Below are 14,824 nucleotides of genomic sequence, written 5' to 3'. Positions count from 1 at the left end.
ACCCCCGGGGGTGTGTTGCGGACCCTGCCCCCGGGCGGCGCCCTGATCGGATCCGCGTGCATATATGACTGCTGCGCCCGACCATGCCGCCGCTTCCGAGGAGGATACCCGGCGCTGTGTCCCGGCAGGGACGAGGGCAATAACCAGGGCATCCCCACATCTAGAGCGCGCACAAAGACATTGGTGGTCCCGCAGCAGCCATGCGCCCAGAACTGGTGCGGCCCGCGTCCTACCGGTGCACCAACAACGGGTTGGGCCGACCCTGCCAGGGTCCGGGGGGCGACGCAGAGGTCCGCGGGCCTACGGCACCAGAGCCACTCAGGGGCATGCGGGGTGGCGGGGATGGGGCTCACCACCAGCGCCGGGCAACGGGCGTGGTGTATGACCAGGCCGGAGACCAAGCCGGGCAGCATGCCTCGAATTCCTCGAACTCACAATCCGAAGAACCAGCTACGGAGGCTGCCCCGTCCTGCCGCCGGCACAGCCAGCACGCCTCATTGCAAGGGCAGTTCCACGACAATTCCTCAAATGCGGCTGCGCGGGCCTCCGCGGTCAGTCAAAGGGGCTCTGTAGCGGGGCCCCGGCGGATGATATGTTGCGTAAGAGCCGGTACGCCAGGGAGGCCCGCGACAGCCGTGAAAGGACGTACGAATCATGATGGGTGGCGGAATCGGGATGGGATGGTGGTGGGCCATCGGCCTGCTGGTGGCCATTGCCCTCATCTGGGTCATCATTCGCGGGGTCCGCGCCCCCGGAGATTACAGCGGCCAGAGCAACAGTCAGGAACCCCGAGACACGGACATCGGGGCCGCCGAGACCCCTGGGGGTGCTCGCGTGATCCTCGCTGAGCGGTACGCGCGTGGTGAACTGAGCGCACAGGAGTACCAGGAACGTCTCCGTATCCTCGGCGAGGGCCCGTAGCGACGCCGGACACCCCTGCGGCGGGTACCCCAGCCGGCTTCCCGGCCTGTGCGGTATTCTTCCCTCCCCGGAAGACAGTTTCGACCACCCCGGATAAACCCGTGCACCATTCCCGCAGCCCGGGATCGTCCGGCACCGGTCGCATCATCCGAAGAGGCCCCGCGTTTCCTGCCGCCGGAGCCCACTAGGACGACCCGAACGGTACCCACCACAGCGACTTTCCGGACATAATGACGGCTTGAATGGCACCAGCCCGTGAGCCTTGTTCCCATCCAAGTCAGGATCAACGTTCAAAAGCCGCGATCGATGCCGTGTTGGTGGAGGACACGACCGCGCCCAAGAAGCAGCGCCATACGCCCCGGAGGCTTCTCGTCCGCTTGATCGAGGAACACGGGGCCCGGTGACGGGGTCAGGGCTCCCGTTGTCCGCGGTTAGTCGTTCCGTCGGATGAGGGGCAAGGCAACCGGCTGCGGCGCCGGGGGAACCGCTTCCGTCGCGGCGCAGCGGTCGCTGCCGCCAGCAACCGCCCCTCAGCTCCGGTGAGCGACAGACCCAGCCGCTGCGCCGGCCGCCGCCTCGGGCCCTTCCTCACCCAGCCCAGAAAATTCAACCCAACGGCAGACCGGAAGTCCTGCCAGTTAGCGCCGGTTTCGTCCATGTTCTAGAGCAGATTCTTCTAATCGATTCCGTAGGCAAAAGCGGTAACCCGCATGAGGAACTCGCCCCGCAGATCGAAAGGTCCAAGAGATCCGCCGCCCCGCGGACGCGAACGTGGCAATGCCGGGGACCACTGCATCGAAATACTGCGGTATGGCGGAAAACCGGCGGCGTCCTGTCAGGATTCGGGGGTGAGAGGACCGGGCATGGCAGGGCCAAAAAGGGTTGACATGGTCAGTCCGGCGAGGTGGTTCTTCTAATTTCCCTGCGTCCGCACGTCAGGGAACCAACCCTCCGGGGCCTTCTTCGGTTCCAGGTGTTCGGGGTCCCTGTGCTTTTGCATGTCGCATTTGTAGAACGGGCCGCGTGGGTCCAGGAGTACGTTCATGTGGTGGTCCGTGTGGTCCTTGAACCAGACACTGATGCCGGTGGCTCCGTCGAGTCTGAGGTGTTCCCAGGCCCGCCACAGTGCTTCTACCCGGGTGACCGCTTCGGGGTGGTAGTACCATTCAATGCACCATTTCGCGGCGCGGTCGTCGACGTCGCGGACGTACGTTGGCAGCAGCTGCTCGTGCAGGAACTGTTCGGCTGAGCCGTAGACCAGTTCAGCAGGCTTCTGCTCTTGCGCCGGGGCGTCCGCAGGTGCCTCGGTGTCGCGTGAGCTGAACCGGCCGATGTCGTTAGTCATCTCAGAACCTCCTACCCCGTGACCCAGGGATTGGCGACCCGCGCGGCAGAGACAGGGACGGCCTCTTCCTCCGGGCGGGGGCTGTACTTCTTGATGGACGCTTCCACAGCGCCCTTATGTGGCCCGGTGTACCAGGGCATGGTCCGGACCAGCGTGGCCGGGGCACCGGAGGCGAGGACCACGGCGCGGCCGCGGTCGAGCTCGGCGAGGTTGGAGACATCGAAGATGCGTTCCTTGCCCTCCTGGCGGGAGCGGCTGGAGCCGGACTTGCCGGAGGAGATGGAGACGTTGGTGTAGCTGTAGTCCCCGATCAGGTCCGAGAGTGCCCGGAGGAAACCTTCTTCGGCGACGCCGCCGCCGTAGACCTTGACGTTCGCGGCCGACCAGATTTTCCGCATGTTCGCCTCGCCCCAGAGTTCGACGCCCTGGGACCAGGACTGCAGGATGCCCATGACGATCAGGCCTTTGGAGCCGTAGTGGCTGAACTGGTCCGGCAGTCCGGCCCAGCGGACGACGTTGGCCAACTCATCCAGGGCAAACAGCGCCGGCAGCGGCAGACGGCCTCCACTGCGTTCGGCCCTTTCCTCCATGGCCTCAGCGATCGCCACCGTCAACGCTGTGGTGAGCGGGGCAGCTGAGCCGGCCCCTTCCTTGGAAAGGATGTAGATCGTCTCCTGTGAGGCAGCGAACGCGTGGGGGTTGAACTGCCGGCGGGCATCCGTGGCTACCGTTGCGCCGCCTGTGGGGGCGACCCAGCGCAGCGTGTTCCTGGACTTGAGGCACTGGATCATTTTCTCGGAGGTACCGAAGATCCCGTCGCGCTGTTTGTCGGCCAGCTTCAGGGTCGATTCCAGGCCCTTGTACTGCAGCTCGTAGTCATGCTCTTTCAGGATTTCGATAGGTTCCTGGCTGACCTGCTCCGTCACCCACAGGTAGACCTGCGTGATGGGAAGTTCGCCGAGTGCGGCCGCGAGGAAGTAGGAGGAGAGAATGTCTTCGGCCTTGGGATCGAAGTAGGCATCCGGCTTGGACCCCGGGACCCTTGAACCGACCGAGAAGTGCTGCGTGAGTTTGTAGGCCTTCTCTTCGTCGGTGACGTAGGAGAGCGGGTTCCACCACCAGTCCGGTTCTTCCTGGGCGATCTTCTGCGGGTCGAACACCCACACCGGGGCGGTGGCCTCGCGGACGCCACGGGTGCCGTCCACGACGTCGCGCTTGTTCGAGGTGGACACAACGGCGCCGGGTGCGTCCAGGATCGCGGGCATAACCCGGGAAGTTGACTTACCGGTACGGGGGCCCCAAATATCGAGGCTGAGGTCTTCCCAGGACTGAATGAACGTCTGGCCGGTGGAGACCACCTTGCCGACCACGATGCCCGGGGTGTTCTTCACGCCCAGCCGCTCGGCCGTCGCTTTCGCGCCCTTCTCGGAGAACGCGGCCAGCGACTTCCCACGGCCCAGGTACCGTGCGGCTTTATCGACGCGGGCACGCTTGGATGCGCCCTTCTTCCAGGCCACCAGCACGACGATGGTCAGGACCACGATCACGCCGGCCATGAGGGCCGCGGCGACCGTGGACTGGGTGGGCCAGGGCACCCGGCCCTTGATCAGACCGGCGATCAGATCAATCGGGTGGGCGGGCGGTGCTTCGATGCCGGCCATCCAGGAACCGAGGTGCACGGCCGCGTAGGTGCCTCCGCCGAAGACGACGATGAAGCCGATAGCCAACCAGACCAGCAGGGCATCCCCGAGGCCCATTCCTTTACGGTTCGGGGCGCTCACGGTGTGCCTCCTTCGGTGGGCAGCTGCGGAGCTGCTGGTTCAAGGAGGGAATCAGCCGGTATCTCTATTCGCTCAGGTTCGTTGGCCTGTTCTGCGGCCGTAATTCGCGTTTGAGCAGGTGATGTCGGTTCGGAGCCCCTTGGGGCCCGAATCGACGAACCGTCGACGAGAGTGACGGTTTGGGCGTAATGTCGACGCATGCTCGCTCCTTCTGAAGTTGGTAGCTGATGGTGCCGGTGGCGTTGCCCGGTGGCGGCGCCATGGATCCGGCGTTCTGGAGTGTGCAGGCGGCCGAGGATTTCGAGCAGGAGATCGTTGATCAGTACGCGTTGGCGATGGCGGCGGCTGGTTTGAGCGACTCGCATATCCGCAGTACCCGGGCGACGATCATTGAGTTCGCCCGGTCGGTGACGGGCCCGCTGTGGGCGGCGACCTGTCAGGACGCCGACCGGTTCCTGGCCGAACAGAGGCGGCTGGGTCGCAGTGTGAGCACGAGGGCCGGCAAGGCAGGGACCCTGGCGTTGTTTTATGAGTTCATGATCAGCCGTTATCAGGGCCGGATCCATCGGGTGGCCGGGGTGCTGGTCGAGCAGCCCATCGATGAGTTCAACCGCCAGTCCGGGGCGTCGCTTGGCAAGGTCCGGGTGCCGCCGTCGGATGCCGAGATCGACGCGTTCTTTACGTGTTGGCGGCACTCGATCCCGCAGGCTCGCAAGTATCTGCCCGCCGCGCGGGACTACTTCGCTGCCTCGCTGTGGCGTCGGCTGGGGCTGCGGATCAACGAGACGGTGATGCTCGACATCCGTGACTGGCGCCCGGACCTGGGCGGGTTCGGTAAGCTCCACGTTAGGTTCGGCAAGGGAGCACAGGGCCGTGGCCCGAAACCGCGTCTGGTGCCGGCGATCAATGGCGCGGCCAAGCTGATCGACTGGTGGCTGGGCGAGGTCCGACACCAGTACGGGGAGGACTGGGCTGACCCGGACGCACCTTTGCTCCCCTCGGAGCGGTTCGATTCCGAGCTGGGGCGATGCGGCCGGGTCGGTGGCAACGCGTTGCGGCGCAGCCTGGGGTTGCAGGTCGAGCAGTGGTTGCCGGCATGGTCGGGGCGGATGACTCCTCACGTTCTGCGGCATTATTGTGCTTCCTCGCTGTACGGGGCCGGGATGGACATCAAGGCCCTCCAGGAGTTGCTGGGGCATCAGTGGCTCGCGACTACCTCGGGTTACATCCACGTGCGCAGCGAGCACGTGGAGCTGGCCTGGAAGAACGCCAATGAGCGGGTCGAGTCCCGCTTCGGACCTACACAGAAGGAAGGATGATGCCGTGTTGTGGAACCTGCGGATCAGAGCCGCCGAACGCGGGATCTGGAAATCGGCGCAGATGCGCCGGATGATCGCCGATGCCGGGCTGGAGATCAGTGCCGGGAAGATGTCCTCGTGGTGGGCCGGGACCCCGGCGACGATGAGACTCGAGGAGCTCGACGTGCTCTGCTCGGTGTTGGAGTGTACGCCGACGGACCTGATGAGTCCCGAGCCGGACAAGGTCGCTGCACGTCGTCCACGCGTCACCGAGACCGTCAACGGCGATGACCGGCGCCAGAGCGCCGGCAATGGCGGGGTATCGCCGGTCGTCACGCCGCGCTTCGGCAAGCCGCGGTCCGAGCCGCCCCTATAGGCAGGGCTGTTGTGAGTCCCGCCCCGGGCCCGGCGGCGGCGCTGCGGCCGCCATCGATGTGCCCCCGCTGCCAGATCAACCGGGTCGCGTGGACCTTCCCCCGGGTGGCCTATTGCTATGACTGCCTTCCCGGCGGCCCGTTCATCGCACCGCCGTGTTCCAAGTGCGGCACCAGCACGGGCTACTTCAGCCAAGGCATGTGCGCCAGCTGCCATCCCGGCAGCCCGCAACACCCGGGCTCGTGCAAGGGCTGTCTGGCGTGGGGTGTCTACCGCCGCTACAACTGGACGTGCTGGCAGTGCCGTTGGTGGCGCTCCCACAATCCGGAAGGAATCTGCGACTTTTGCGGGCGCGCGGCCCGTATCGGAGAGCGGCGGGCGTGCCGCCTGTGTTTGGAACAGGCCCGAATGCTCCAGGAGCCCGGACACGGACTGGACCTGGCCGGCGCTAATAAGGCAGGCCACCAGCTCTTCTTCGCCAACATGACCCGATCGCTGCGGCTGCTGCAGGGTCTGCGGCTCAGCCCGACCGCGAAGATCCGCGCCACCGACGTCCTCCAACTGCGCCAATACTCCGGCAACGTCATCTCCACGATCGACGTCCTGGCCGCGGCCGGCCTGCTCATCGAGGACCGGCCAACCCGGATCGAACGCTACTTCGCTGCCAAAACCAGCACCCTGCCACCGGTCATGAAGGACCAGCTCGAGGTCTGGCTGCAAGTCCTGACCAACGGCGCCCACCAGGCGCCGCGGCAGATCCCGCGCGACCCCAAGACCATCAGGGCGCACATCCTGGGCATCGAACCCATCATCCACGCCTGGGCCGAGGCAGGCATCCAGTCCTTCGCCGAGGTTACCCGCGCCGACATCACAGCCGCGCTGGAGGAAACGACGGCCCGCCGCCACATCGCAGGGAACGGGCTCAAATCTCTCTTCACGACCCTCAAAGGCCGCCGCCTCATCTTCGCCAATCCAACCCGCGGGATGAAAGCATCCCCGAAGGGCAGCACCATCCCGCTCGCCCTTGACGCCGCAGTGATCCGCGAGGAGCTGAACTCCCCGAACCCCGTCGTCGCCCTCGCGGTTGCCTTGGTCGCCTTCCACGCACTGACCAAGAAACAGCTCAGCGCGCTGCGGCTCACCGACATCAGCGACGGACACCTGATACTCGACAACCGCGACATCCCGCTGGCCGCGCCCGTGCGCACCCGCCTCGCAACCTGGCTCGACCACCGCAACCGGACCTGGCCGGAAAGTGCCAACCCGCACCTGCTCATCAACCGGCGTACCGCACCCAGGCTCCTCCCCGTCAGCCGCCAGTACCCTTGGAACGGATTGACGCTGCGAACCCAGGTGCTCCGTGAGGACCGCATCCTGCACGAGATCCACGCCACCGGCGGCGACATCCGCCGCATCTGCGACCTCTTCGGGCTCAGCGTGGAAGGCGCCACCCGCTACCTCAACACCGTCGAGCACCCCGACCTCACCCTTGAGGGCGAACAAGTTCCCCGAACCTGAGCATCCACACCGGCTGCAACCCCCGGGCATGCTCAAGTTCACGCCAAAAGCGTCAAAATTCACGCGAACTTCTCACTGTTGGCGTGCCACTTTGTTTGGGTGTCATTCACGCCATGGTCTCCCGTTTCGATCGACGTCAGCCCAACCTGCAAGGGGATCCCCGGGCGGCCGCCGACCTTGATTAGGAACTTCCCGCGGCCGGGAGGCTCAACGTCAACGCCGCGGGAGTCCCAGGCGGGCGGGTCCTGCCAGGAGATGAGCTTCTGCTGCTCCTGGCGGGACAACGGAATGGCCGAGGTCAGCAACGGCATCTCCGAGGCGGGCAGACCACCGCAGATCACCATGCCGGAACGCTCCACGAAGCCGCGGGCCTTCATCCGGTCCTCTTCCGCCGGCAGTGCCAGCAGGTCGGACATGGTGTGGGAAATCATGATCTGCCCGACGCCGACTGAGCGGTTGAGGCGGGTCAGGGCGTCCACCCGGTCCACCATTCCTTTGCCGGCGCGCAGTGCCCGCCAGAGTTCATCGAGGACGACGAAGTAGTTCCGCCGTGGTTCCAGTCCGGCGTCGGCGAGGGCGTTGGCGACGTTGACGGTGCCGAAGCCATAGGACCAGCAGGCCAGCAGTCCGGCGGCCTGCAGGTCGGTTTCGGTCTCGTCGATGCTGGAGACGTCGAAGACCACGGCGCGGTCGCGCATCATGGGGTTGGTGGTGTGCCGGGAGAAGATTTCTCCGAGCTTCCCGCCTCCGGTCAGGCCGAGCAGGGTTGCTTCCAAGGCGCGGGTTTCCTGCAGGTAGACGGTCATGTCGCCGCGGTCCAGTGCAACCTGGCGAAGCTCATCGGGTGCGGAGATGATCACGTCCAACAGGTCCTTGAGGACGGGAACACCGTCGAACCGGTCATCGAGGACCCGCAGCGCGCGGTCCAGGATCGTCTGTTCCTGATCGGTGGGCGGGTTGTTCCGGCTGATCGTGATCAGGGAGACAACCATGGTCAGGCGCCGGCCGTGCGCGTCGGCGCGGACCCGGGCGGCGTCCTCATGGTGGCCGCTGTCTTCGAGCAGCTGCGCGGCTTCGACGGCCTGTCCGGGATCGAGGATGTTCAGGTAGCCGACGCCGCGGCCGAGCCTGATGACCTGGCCGCCGAGTGCCTGGACCGCTTTGACGTGTTCGCCTTTCAAGTCCCCCAGGATCAGTGGGTGGACGCCCTGCGCGGAGAGTCCGATGAACATCCGGCGGACCACGGTGGACTTGCCCAACCCCGGCTTGCCCAGGATGAACGCGGACGGATTGGAAATCAGGCGTGCGCGCTGGAACCAGCTGATCGGGTCACAGCAGACCGTGGCCTGGGTTTCCTCGTGGCGGCCGAGCGGGACGCCGATCATGGGCGAGGAGGCGCCGGAGGAAAACGGCCACAGCCCGCAGACCTGGACCGTGGTTCCCCGGTATTCCTTCACGGACGGGACGAGCTGGGCCATCCCGCCGCCGCGTCCGGTCCAGCCCCGGGCAGATGGCCCGGGCTGGCGGGCTTCCTTCTCCGTCTTCTTCTTCGGCGCAGCCTTGACCGGTGCTGTGACCTTTTTGGCGGGGCGGATGAAGAGTTTCATGCGGGCCATTAGAGGGCGTCCTTGATTTCGGAGGGCAGGAGGCTGTGCTTGGGAAGGACCAGCCCGAGGGGCAGGGACGCGGCGAACGCGGTGTCTTGGGCGCCGTAGGCGCGGCGCAGCAGCACCCGGGCGGTGCCGGAGGTCTGTTCCACGGCGGCCACGGCATCGGCGAGGCGTTCCTTATCGGTGACGGTGGCTGTGACGACCATGCCGAAGTTCACCAGCCCGGCGCCCTGGGCTTCTTCCTGGGCGGTTTGCACGGCGGAGCGGGCATCGACCAGGGCGCGGGCGGACGGGCGGTTTCCGGAGGTGATGCGGACGTTGGCGTTGTTCTGGTCCCGCTCCACCACGGCGGCGGCGCGGGCGGAATCCATCGGGCGGTACAGCAGCGAGATGCGCTTCCGGTCAATGTCGCCGTGCGGGGCCAGCAGCCGGGAGAGGACCGAGGAGTTGACGGACCCGCGCGGGGCACCTGTCATGGTCCATGAGACTGAGAACGCGCTGTCGTGCCGGTAGTCATCCCAGCCCGCCTGCGTCGCGGTGGGGCCGACTTCGCCCCAGGTCAGGGACACCGGGGAGCCGGCGGCGTGGGCTTCGTCGATGATCAGGGCAGCCGGCGGGTCGTAGGCGATCCGGACGACCTCGCAGAGTTCCTGCGCGGACATCGGACGGGCGATGCCGGCGCCGGTGGACTGCAACCGTGCCGACAGGCCGGGGATCCGGGAGGCGAGGTCACGGGCTACATCTTCTGGTGTGCGCTTCTTCGATCCTGAGCGCAAAGCGGCGTTGAAGGTCAGGGATACCCAGGCCCGGACCGTGGCCGACCCTTCCGGGTACGTGTCGATGACCTCGTTGAGCACGTTCCTGGCAAACTCGGGGGCGTTCGGGTCGATGTTCATCGTGACTTCGTTGCGGAGCCGGTAGCCGGAGTCCGGTGCGGTCTCGACCGTTACGGCGGCGGCGTCCAGGCCCGCTTCGTCTCCGAGGCCGGCGAGCCAGCCGCCCCAGTTCGCGACCCACGCATCGACCTGTTCCGGGTCCACGAGGGAGGCCCCGTCGGGTTCGGTGGAGAAGATCACGGTGTAGTGGCTGGTGGAAGGGACATGCAGCAGTGCGAACGGGCGCTTGTAGGAGTCGGTGAATTCGTACAGGGTGGACTTCGCGGCCAGACCGGGCAGTTGGTACATGCCCCAGTCCGTCACGCCGAGGGGGCCGGAACGGTAGAGGTTCGTTCCGGAGGACTTGGAGAGACGGAAGCTCATCCGTGTTCCGAAACGGTCGACAACGGACTGGCCGTGCTTGTCCTTGACCGTCAGCAGCAGGGCACTGGCCCCGGCGACGGCCAGGACCCCCAGGCCCGGGAAGAGGCCCCAGATCGCGAAGCTGATGATGCCCAGCAACAAGCCGGCCATGACAATGCCCGTGCCAATCGCGCCGAGGTTACCCAGGCCCGCTGAGCGCGGGACACGCCAGTTGCCGTAGGACGGTTCCTTGTATTCGGTATTAATTGCTGCCACTGGGGCCCTCCGTTGTCGCTGATTGGCCGGTTGAATCCTGCGCGGTCTGTTGTGCGGCCTGGGAAATCCTGGACGCTGCTTGTGCTCCTGCGGCGACGGCCATACCGGCCGGACCCGCAGCTGACGCTGCACCCGACGCGGCACCGGCGGTGCCGGCAGCAGCTCCTGCCCCGGCGGCGCCCGTGGTGCCGGCTGCACCGGCTGTTGCGGCGCTGGCGGCCCCGCCCGGGCCGGTAGTCCTGGGTGTTGGCTGGCCGCCATTTCCCCTGGGGCCGGCCGTTCCGTTACTGCCCTTCGGAGATGACCCCGATTGGGTGCTTTGTGTACTTGCCGGTGTCGGGGCTGCGTTGCCTTTACCGCTTCCGCTGCGGCCCATGGAGACGGCGCCTGTGGCCATGGCCCCCACGGCGGCTCCTGCTCCTGCTCCTCCGCCTGAGGCGACGGCCCCGACCATGGGGGTGACGAACCGCATCAGCGCGGGCAAAGCGAACAGCGCGACGATCATCAACGTGAAGCCCGTGATGGAAGTGATCAATGAATCCTTCCCACTGTTGTTACCCATGAGGAGGAATGCGACCGAGTAAACGATGGCCGCCGCAGGTTTGTAGAGGATGAACGCGATAGTCCAGCCAACTGCTTTCTGGAACCACTGCCTTCCCATCTCGGTGTTGGTGAAAGCTGCGGTGGTGGGCAGGATGCCGGCCAGGATCACCAGCATGCCGCTGCGGACCACCATCAGAACAATCTGGACGAGAGAGGCGATCAGACCGATCAATCCCAGGACGATGAGGATGAATACGCCGACACCCGTCTGGTTGGTCAGCACGAGGATATTCATAGACTCGGCGAAGCCCTTACCGTCCGTGGAACGCTTGATGATCTCGGCCGAGAACGCATCCGCGGCGATCACCAGGATCGAGATGACCCCCAGGCCGAGGCCCGTGACCAAACCCAGCGTGATGAGGGACCGGAGCAGATCCTTCAGCGGTGCTCCGCGTTGCTCCCAGATCATCCGAATGCCACCGAGAATGACGGCCAGGACAGCCAGTGTCAGAGTCCAGACCATCAATTCGCTGTTCACCACGGAGACGACGGGACTCGGCGTCGCACCGTCGGTGCTGGCCAGGTTAACCGTGGGCATGGCCACCCAGAAAGTCGACAGTGTCGTCACCATCTGGCTCATGCCCTCCATGATGGCTTTCGCCATATTGCCAATGGCGTCGTTAGCCAGGTCCGCGAGTGCGTTCCCGAATCCACAACCTATGTCTCCCCACTTGCATTCGGCCATGTCAGATGCCGGCCCAGAGGATAAAGCCGCTCAGATCCCTGAGCTGTGAAACGTTGCTGAAAGTGACTCCGTCGTCTGTCGGTTTCACTTTCCAGTCTCCGTCCATCCATCGCATGGACAACGTTGAGTGGCCGAGGGCTCCGGTGTCTGTTTTGAAGGCCAGATCAACGTTGGCTTCAGCAGCGGTGTAGGACTTGATGAGAAATCCTTGAACCTGGATGGTGGTGTTGTTCCCGGAGGAACTGGTGCCTGCTCTTGTTTCTCGCATGGCAGCATCGCGTCCAGGGCCGGGCACGAGCAATTTGTCAGCGAGCTTCATCTCAAGCTCGGCCGCGCCCGATGAGCCCAGCGCAGCTGCATTCATTGCCGCATAAAGGGCACCCGTTGGGGAGTGCGCAAAGCAGGACCGGAATCCGCTCTCGTCCGTCACGCCCGGACCGAAGGTCTTGGGATCCGTGGGTGCGGCCATTTTTCCGATTAACTCCCACTTGGACTTCGGCGCAGTTCCCAAAGCTGTCTCCGTGCCTGAGGGCAGACCGCAGACGCTCTTGCCTGCATCTGCCGTGGCGCTGGGGCTGGCCGTGGCCGGGCTGGCGGGCACTGCTGTTCCCGGCGCTGGCTGGGCGGTGCCCTGTCCTTTGGGGAGCAGGAAGATGACGACGGCTGCTGCAATCAGCGCGACCACCAGCGCGGCAGCAATGATGAAACCGGGTTTGGTGAACGGATTGCTTTCGGTGGTGCTCTCTGTTGACTGGCTCATAGTGAACCTCCCGTTGTTGGTGCTGGCTTAGACGAAGGCGCGGACGATGCCGGAGGCGCCGGTGATGATGATGCAGCCCATCAGCACCCAGCCGAGCTTGCCGATGGCCTGGGCTCCCTCGCCTCGCTGGAGCTGGATGACCATGCCGATGCCGACGATGATCACGCCCAGTACGCCGAGGACCAGGCCGATGCCGGAGGCCCAGTTCAGGATCGTGAGCAGGCCACCCGCCTGTGCGGGGACAACGGGAGTGGGGTTGGGGATGACGCTGGTTGCAAGGGCGGAGAAGGAGTTCATGGTGAGAGACCTTTCAGTTGGTGATGCCGGGTGTGGAGTCGGTAGCCAGGGCGGCTAAGTCAGTGATGAAGCGTTGGTATTCGCGGGCCTGCGGCAGGGCGGTGGAGTCTCCGTGCCGCCAGGCCTCGACCCAGGGCAGGGTCCAGGACCGGGGGGCTCCCCCGCTGACGATGGCGGCGAAGTCCCGCAAGGGTTTGGGCGTCTTCCCCGGTGCGTCCGCAAGGACGGCGAGGCCGAGCAGATCAACCTCCGGTGCCGCGCCTGATGCCCACTGCATCAGGGCGCCCTGTGCCGCTGTCAGGCCGTGCATGTCTGCGCGGCAGACCAGCAGCACCCGCGGCTTGCTGCCGTCCTGGAGGACAGGCCAGCAGTGACCGGTGGCCCGTGCCCCGCCGATCAGATCAGCGATGCGGCTTTCACCGGAGCCTCCGTGGGCGCCGGCGACCCACGGTGCTGCGGAGCCTGCCAGTGTGCGGCGGCCCAGATGGTCTGCGGCGTCGGGTTCGACCATTCCCCTGAGCGGTTCACTGATCACGGCTGCCGGCGGCTGGTGAGCTTCCGGGGCTGCGGTGTCGGCGCCGTCGGCGGGGGCCGGGTGGGTGATCCAGGGGTTCAGGGACTGTTGCATGTTTGCCTCCTTTCAGAGTCCGTGGTGGGTGGTTTAGAAGCCGGCGGCGACGGCGGCCGCCGCGGCGAGCCATGCCCGCTGGGTGGCGGGCTGGAGGGCTTCGTAGCGGATGGGTCCGTTGACCAGGGCCGGATCGTAGGGGATCCGGACGACCGCGCGGACGAACGGGGCGAAGCCGTCAGCGATCCGCTGGGCCTCGTCCTTGGCCCGCTTCAGCGCCTCGCCGCTCATGCTGCGCTTGGCGTTGGTGGACTCAGAGACGATGACTACGGCGTTGCGGGCCAGTTCCGCGTCGTGGCCGCCCCGGGATTCGAGGGTCTGCAGCGTCAGTCGTGCGGCTTCTGCGCGGTCCTCGATGGCGGTGACGGGGACGACGAGCTGGTTGGTGTGGTCGATCATCCGGCGCCAGTTCGCGGCCCGGGCGGTGTTGCCCGAATCCATGACCACGAGGCGGTAGTAGCGGGTGAGGACCAGGTGGGCAATGTCGACTTCCTCGGCGGTGACTTCGTGGTCGCCTTCTTCGTTCTCGTCCGAGCGGAGGACGTCGAACTTGTCGGCGGTCTGGTGGTGGACGAACTTGGCGATTTCGGCCGCGTTCGTTGACGGGGAGAGCAGTTGGGTGGAGGCGTCGATCAGGTCCAGGACGCTGCGGTCGTGGGCGCCCTTTTCCGTCCGCCATCCGAGGGTGCCTTGGGATTCGTTGTTGTCCCACGCGACCGTGGCCGCGCCGCTGTAGCGGGCGAGGATGGCCGAGAGCATGACGACGGTGGGGGTCTTGTTGGCCCCGCCTTTGCGGTTGACCACGGCGATGGTCTGGGGGCCGGGCCAGTGCTGGCTGACTGTGCGGATATCTTCACGTTCGGTGAGTTCTTCCTCGGAGGGGTCCATCCGGAGTCCCAGGCGTGTGAGTGTTCCGCGCCAGCCCTGGGTGGCAGGTTCGAGGACCGGGGCGCTGACCAGAAACGAGGGTTCCTTCAGGCTGCGCCGCGTCGGCGCCGCTTCCTCAACAACGGCAGCTGTCTGCAGTTCCGGGGTGGCCGTCGCGGGGGCGGGCGGCCACGGCCGGGCGTCCACCGATGCGGCAGGGGCAGGAGGGGTCTCTGCCGGAGCGGCCGCGGGCTCCGGGGCGGGTGCGGGGACGGTCTCAATGACGGCCGGCGCTACGGTCGCGGGCGTGGTTTCGGGGGCTTCTGCCCGGCGTCGGGCCGGAGCGAGATCGTAGGAGACGGATTCGATCTTGTTGTCCGGGTGGACGATGAGTTCGCCGTGACCTTCGGGGTCCTCGATGCGGACCCGGACGGGGCGCTGGAGGGTCTGCGCTTCGCCCACGATGAGGGCCAGGGCGTTGTTGCGGAGTTCCTGTACGGAGTTTCCCGCAGGGACGATGCGGGAGTTGCCCGCGACGATGACCTCGGCGGTGCCGTTGTCGCGGACGATGGCCCGGATGTTGGGAAAGGCCAGAACTTGCGTTGGTGTAGTACCCATGAGC

Annotated in this window: 13 protein-coding genes; 4 read left to right on the top strand and 9 right to left on the bottom strand. The window is 66.0% G+C overall.

Annotated elements, in window-relative coordinates; genetic code table 11:
• Positions 1–654: 654 nt before the first annotated feature.
• Entirely contained in the window at positions 655–921 is a 267-nt protein-coding gene (locus tag ABIB49_RS14985; RefSeq protein WP_354157238.1) for an SHOCT domain-containing protein, read from the top strand.
• A gap of 913 nt (positions 922–1,834) precedes the next feature.
• On the opposite strand, the gene ABIB49_RS14980 is transcribed toward ABIB49_RS14985, so the two are convergent.
• Positions 1,835–2,266, bottom strand: a complete 432-nt coding sequence (locus ABIB49_RS14980; protein WP_354157237.1) for a DUF4913 domain-containing protein — start codon at positions 2,264–2,266, stop codon at positions 1,835–1,837.
• Between the two features lie 11 nt (positions 2,267–2,277).
• Entirely contained in the window at positions 2,278–4,047 is a 1,770-nt protein-coding gene (locus ABIB49_RS14975) for a type IV secretory system conjugative DNA transfer family protein (protein WP_354157236.1), read from the bottom strand.
• Between the two features lie 260 nt (positions 4,048–4,307).
• Here ABIB49_RS14975 and ABIB49_RS14970 point away from each other — a divergent pair, with 260 nt between their 5' ends.
• The 3 genes from ABIB49_RS14970 (at position 4,308) to ABIB49_RS14960 (ending at position 7,238) form a co-directional block, all read left to right on the top strand.
• A complete protein-coding gene (locus ABIB49_RS14970) occupies positions 4,308–5,366 on the top strand; it encodes a tyrosine-type recombinase/integrase (protein WP_354157235.1) in 1,059 nt (352 codons plus the stop codon).
• Between the two features lie 4 nt (positions 5,367–5,370).
• A complete protein-coding gene (locus ABIB49_RS14965; protein ID WP_354157234.1) occupies positions 5,371–5,721 on the top strand; it encodes a helix-turn-helix domain-containing protein in 351 nt (116 codons plus the stop codon).
• Positions 5,722–6,128: 407 nt separating this feature from the next.
• Positions 6,129–7,238: a site-specific integrase gene (locus ABIB49_RS14960; RefSeq protein WP_354157233.1), complete on the top strand. Its 1,110-nt coding sequence runs from the start codon at positions 6,129–6,131 to the stop codon at positions 7,236–7,238.
• A 59-nt stretch (positions 7,239–7,297) separates the two neighbouring features.
• On the opposite strand, the gene ABIB49_RS14955 is transcribed toward ABIB49_RS14960, so the two are convergent.
• The 7 genes from ABIB49_RS14955 to ABIB49_RS14925 all read right to left on the bottom strand — a co-directional run bounded on the left by ABIB49_RS14955 (position 7,298) and on the right by ABIB49_RS14925 (position 14,820).
• The gene (locus ABIB49_RS14955) at positions 7,298–8,854 is read right to left on the bottom strand and encodes a putative type IV secretion/conjugal transfer ATPase (protein WP_354157232.1); all 1,557 of its coding nucleotides are present in this window, start codon (positions 8,852–8,854) and stop codon (positions 7,298–7,300) included.
• Entirely contained in the window at positions 8,854–10,362 is a 1,509-nt protein-coding gene (locus ABIB49_RS14950) for an SCO6880 family protein (protein WP_354157231.1), read from the bottom strand. Before ABIB49_RS14950 ends, ABIB49_RS14955 begins: the two co-directional genes overlap by 1 nt.
• The gene (locus tag ABIB49_RS14945; protein WP_502913815.1) at positions 10,349–11,569 is read right to left on the bottom strand and encodes a TrbL/VirB6 family protein; all 1,221 of its coding nucleotides are present in this window, start codon (positions 11,567–11,569) and stop codon (positions 10,349–10,351) included. The genes ABIB49_RS14950 and ABIB49_RS14945 overlap by 14 nt, the downstream gene beginning before the upstream one ends.
• 82 nt (positions 11,570–11,651) lie before the next feature.
• Positions 11,652–12,410 carry a DUF8175 domain-containg protein gene (locus tag ABIB49_RS14940; protein ID WP_354157229.1) on the bottom strand — a complete coding sequence of 253 codons (759 nt, stop codon included), beginning with the start codon at positions 12,408–12,410 and terminating at the stop codon, positions 11,652–11,654.
• Positions 12,411–12,437: 27 nt separating this feature from the next.
• Positions 12,438–12,707: a hypothetical protein gene (locus tag ABIB49_RS14935; protein WP_354157228.1), complete on the bottom strand. Its 270-nt coding sequence runs from the start codon at positions 12,705–12,707 to the stop codon at positions 12,438–12,440.
• A gap of 13 nt (positions 12,708–12,720) precedes the next feature.
• Entirely contained in the window at positions 12,721–13,335 is a 615-nt protein-coding gene (locus ABIB49_RS14930) for a DUF6668 family protein (RefSeq protein WP_354157227.1), read from the bottom strand.
• A 33-nt stretch (positions 13,336–13,368) separates the two neighbouring features.
• Positions 13,369–14,820: a MinD/ParA family ATP-binding protein gene (locus tag ABIB49_RS14925; RefSeq protein WP_354157226.1), complete on the bottom strand. Its 1,452-nt coding sequence runs from the start codon at positions 14,818–14,820 to the stop codon at positions 13,369–13,371.
• Between the last annotated feature and the right edge of the window lie 4 nt (positions 14,821–14,824).

This window comes from Arthrobacter sp. UYCu512 (assembly GCF_040547075.1).
GTDB lineage: Bacteria > Actinomycetota > Actinomycetes > Actinomycetales > Micrococcaceae > Arthrobacter.
This window is presented reverse-complemented; position numbering and strand designations above follow the sequence as displayed.

Coding starts and splice junctions, on each gene's coding strand:
- ABIB49_RS14985 (WP_354157238.1), top strand. CDS start 655: ATGATGGGTGGCGGAATCGGGATGGGATGGTGGTGGGCCATCGGCCTG.
- ABIB49_RS14980 (WP_354157237.1), bottom strand. CDS start 2,266: ATGACTAACGACATCGGCCGGTTCAGCTCACGCGACACCGAGGCACCT.
- ABIB49_RS14970 (WP_354157235.1), top strand. CDS start 4,308: ATGGATCCGGCGTTCTGGAGTGTGCAGGCGGCCGAGGATTTCGAGCAG.
- ABIB49_RS14960 (WP_354157233.1), top strand. CDS start 6,129: ATGCTCCAGGAGCCCGGACACGGACTGGACCTGGCCGGCGCTAATAAG.
- ABIB49_RS14955 (WP_354157232.1), bottom strand. CDS start 8,854: ATGGCCCGCATGAAACTCTTCATCCGCCCCGCCAAAAAGGTCACAGCA.
- ABIB49_RS14945 (WP_502913815.1), bottom strand. CDS start 11,569: ATGGCGAAAGCCATCATGGAGGGCATGAGCCAGATGGTGACGACACTG.
- ABIB49_RS14940 (WP_354157229.1), bottom strand. CDS start 12,410: ATGAGCCAGTCAACAGAGAGCACCACCGAAAGCAATCCGTTCACCAAA.
- ABIB49_RS14935 (WP_354157228.1), bottom strand. CDS start 12,707: ATGAACTCCTTCTCCGCCCTTGCAACCAGCGTCATCCCCAACCCCACT.
- ABIB49_RS14930 (WP_354157227.1), bottom strand. CDS start 13,335: ATGCAACAGTCCCTGAACCCCTGGATCACCCACCCGGCCCCCGCCGAC.
- ABIB49_RS14925 (WP_354157226.1), bottom strand. CDS start 14,820: ATGGGTACTACACCAACGCAAGTTCTGGCCTTTCCCAACATCCGGGCC.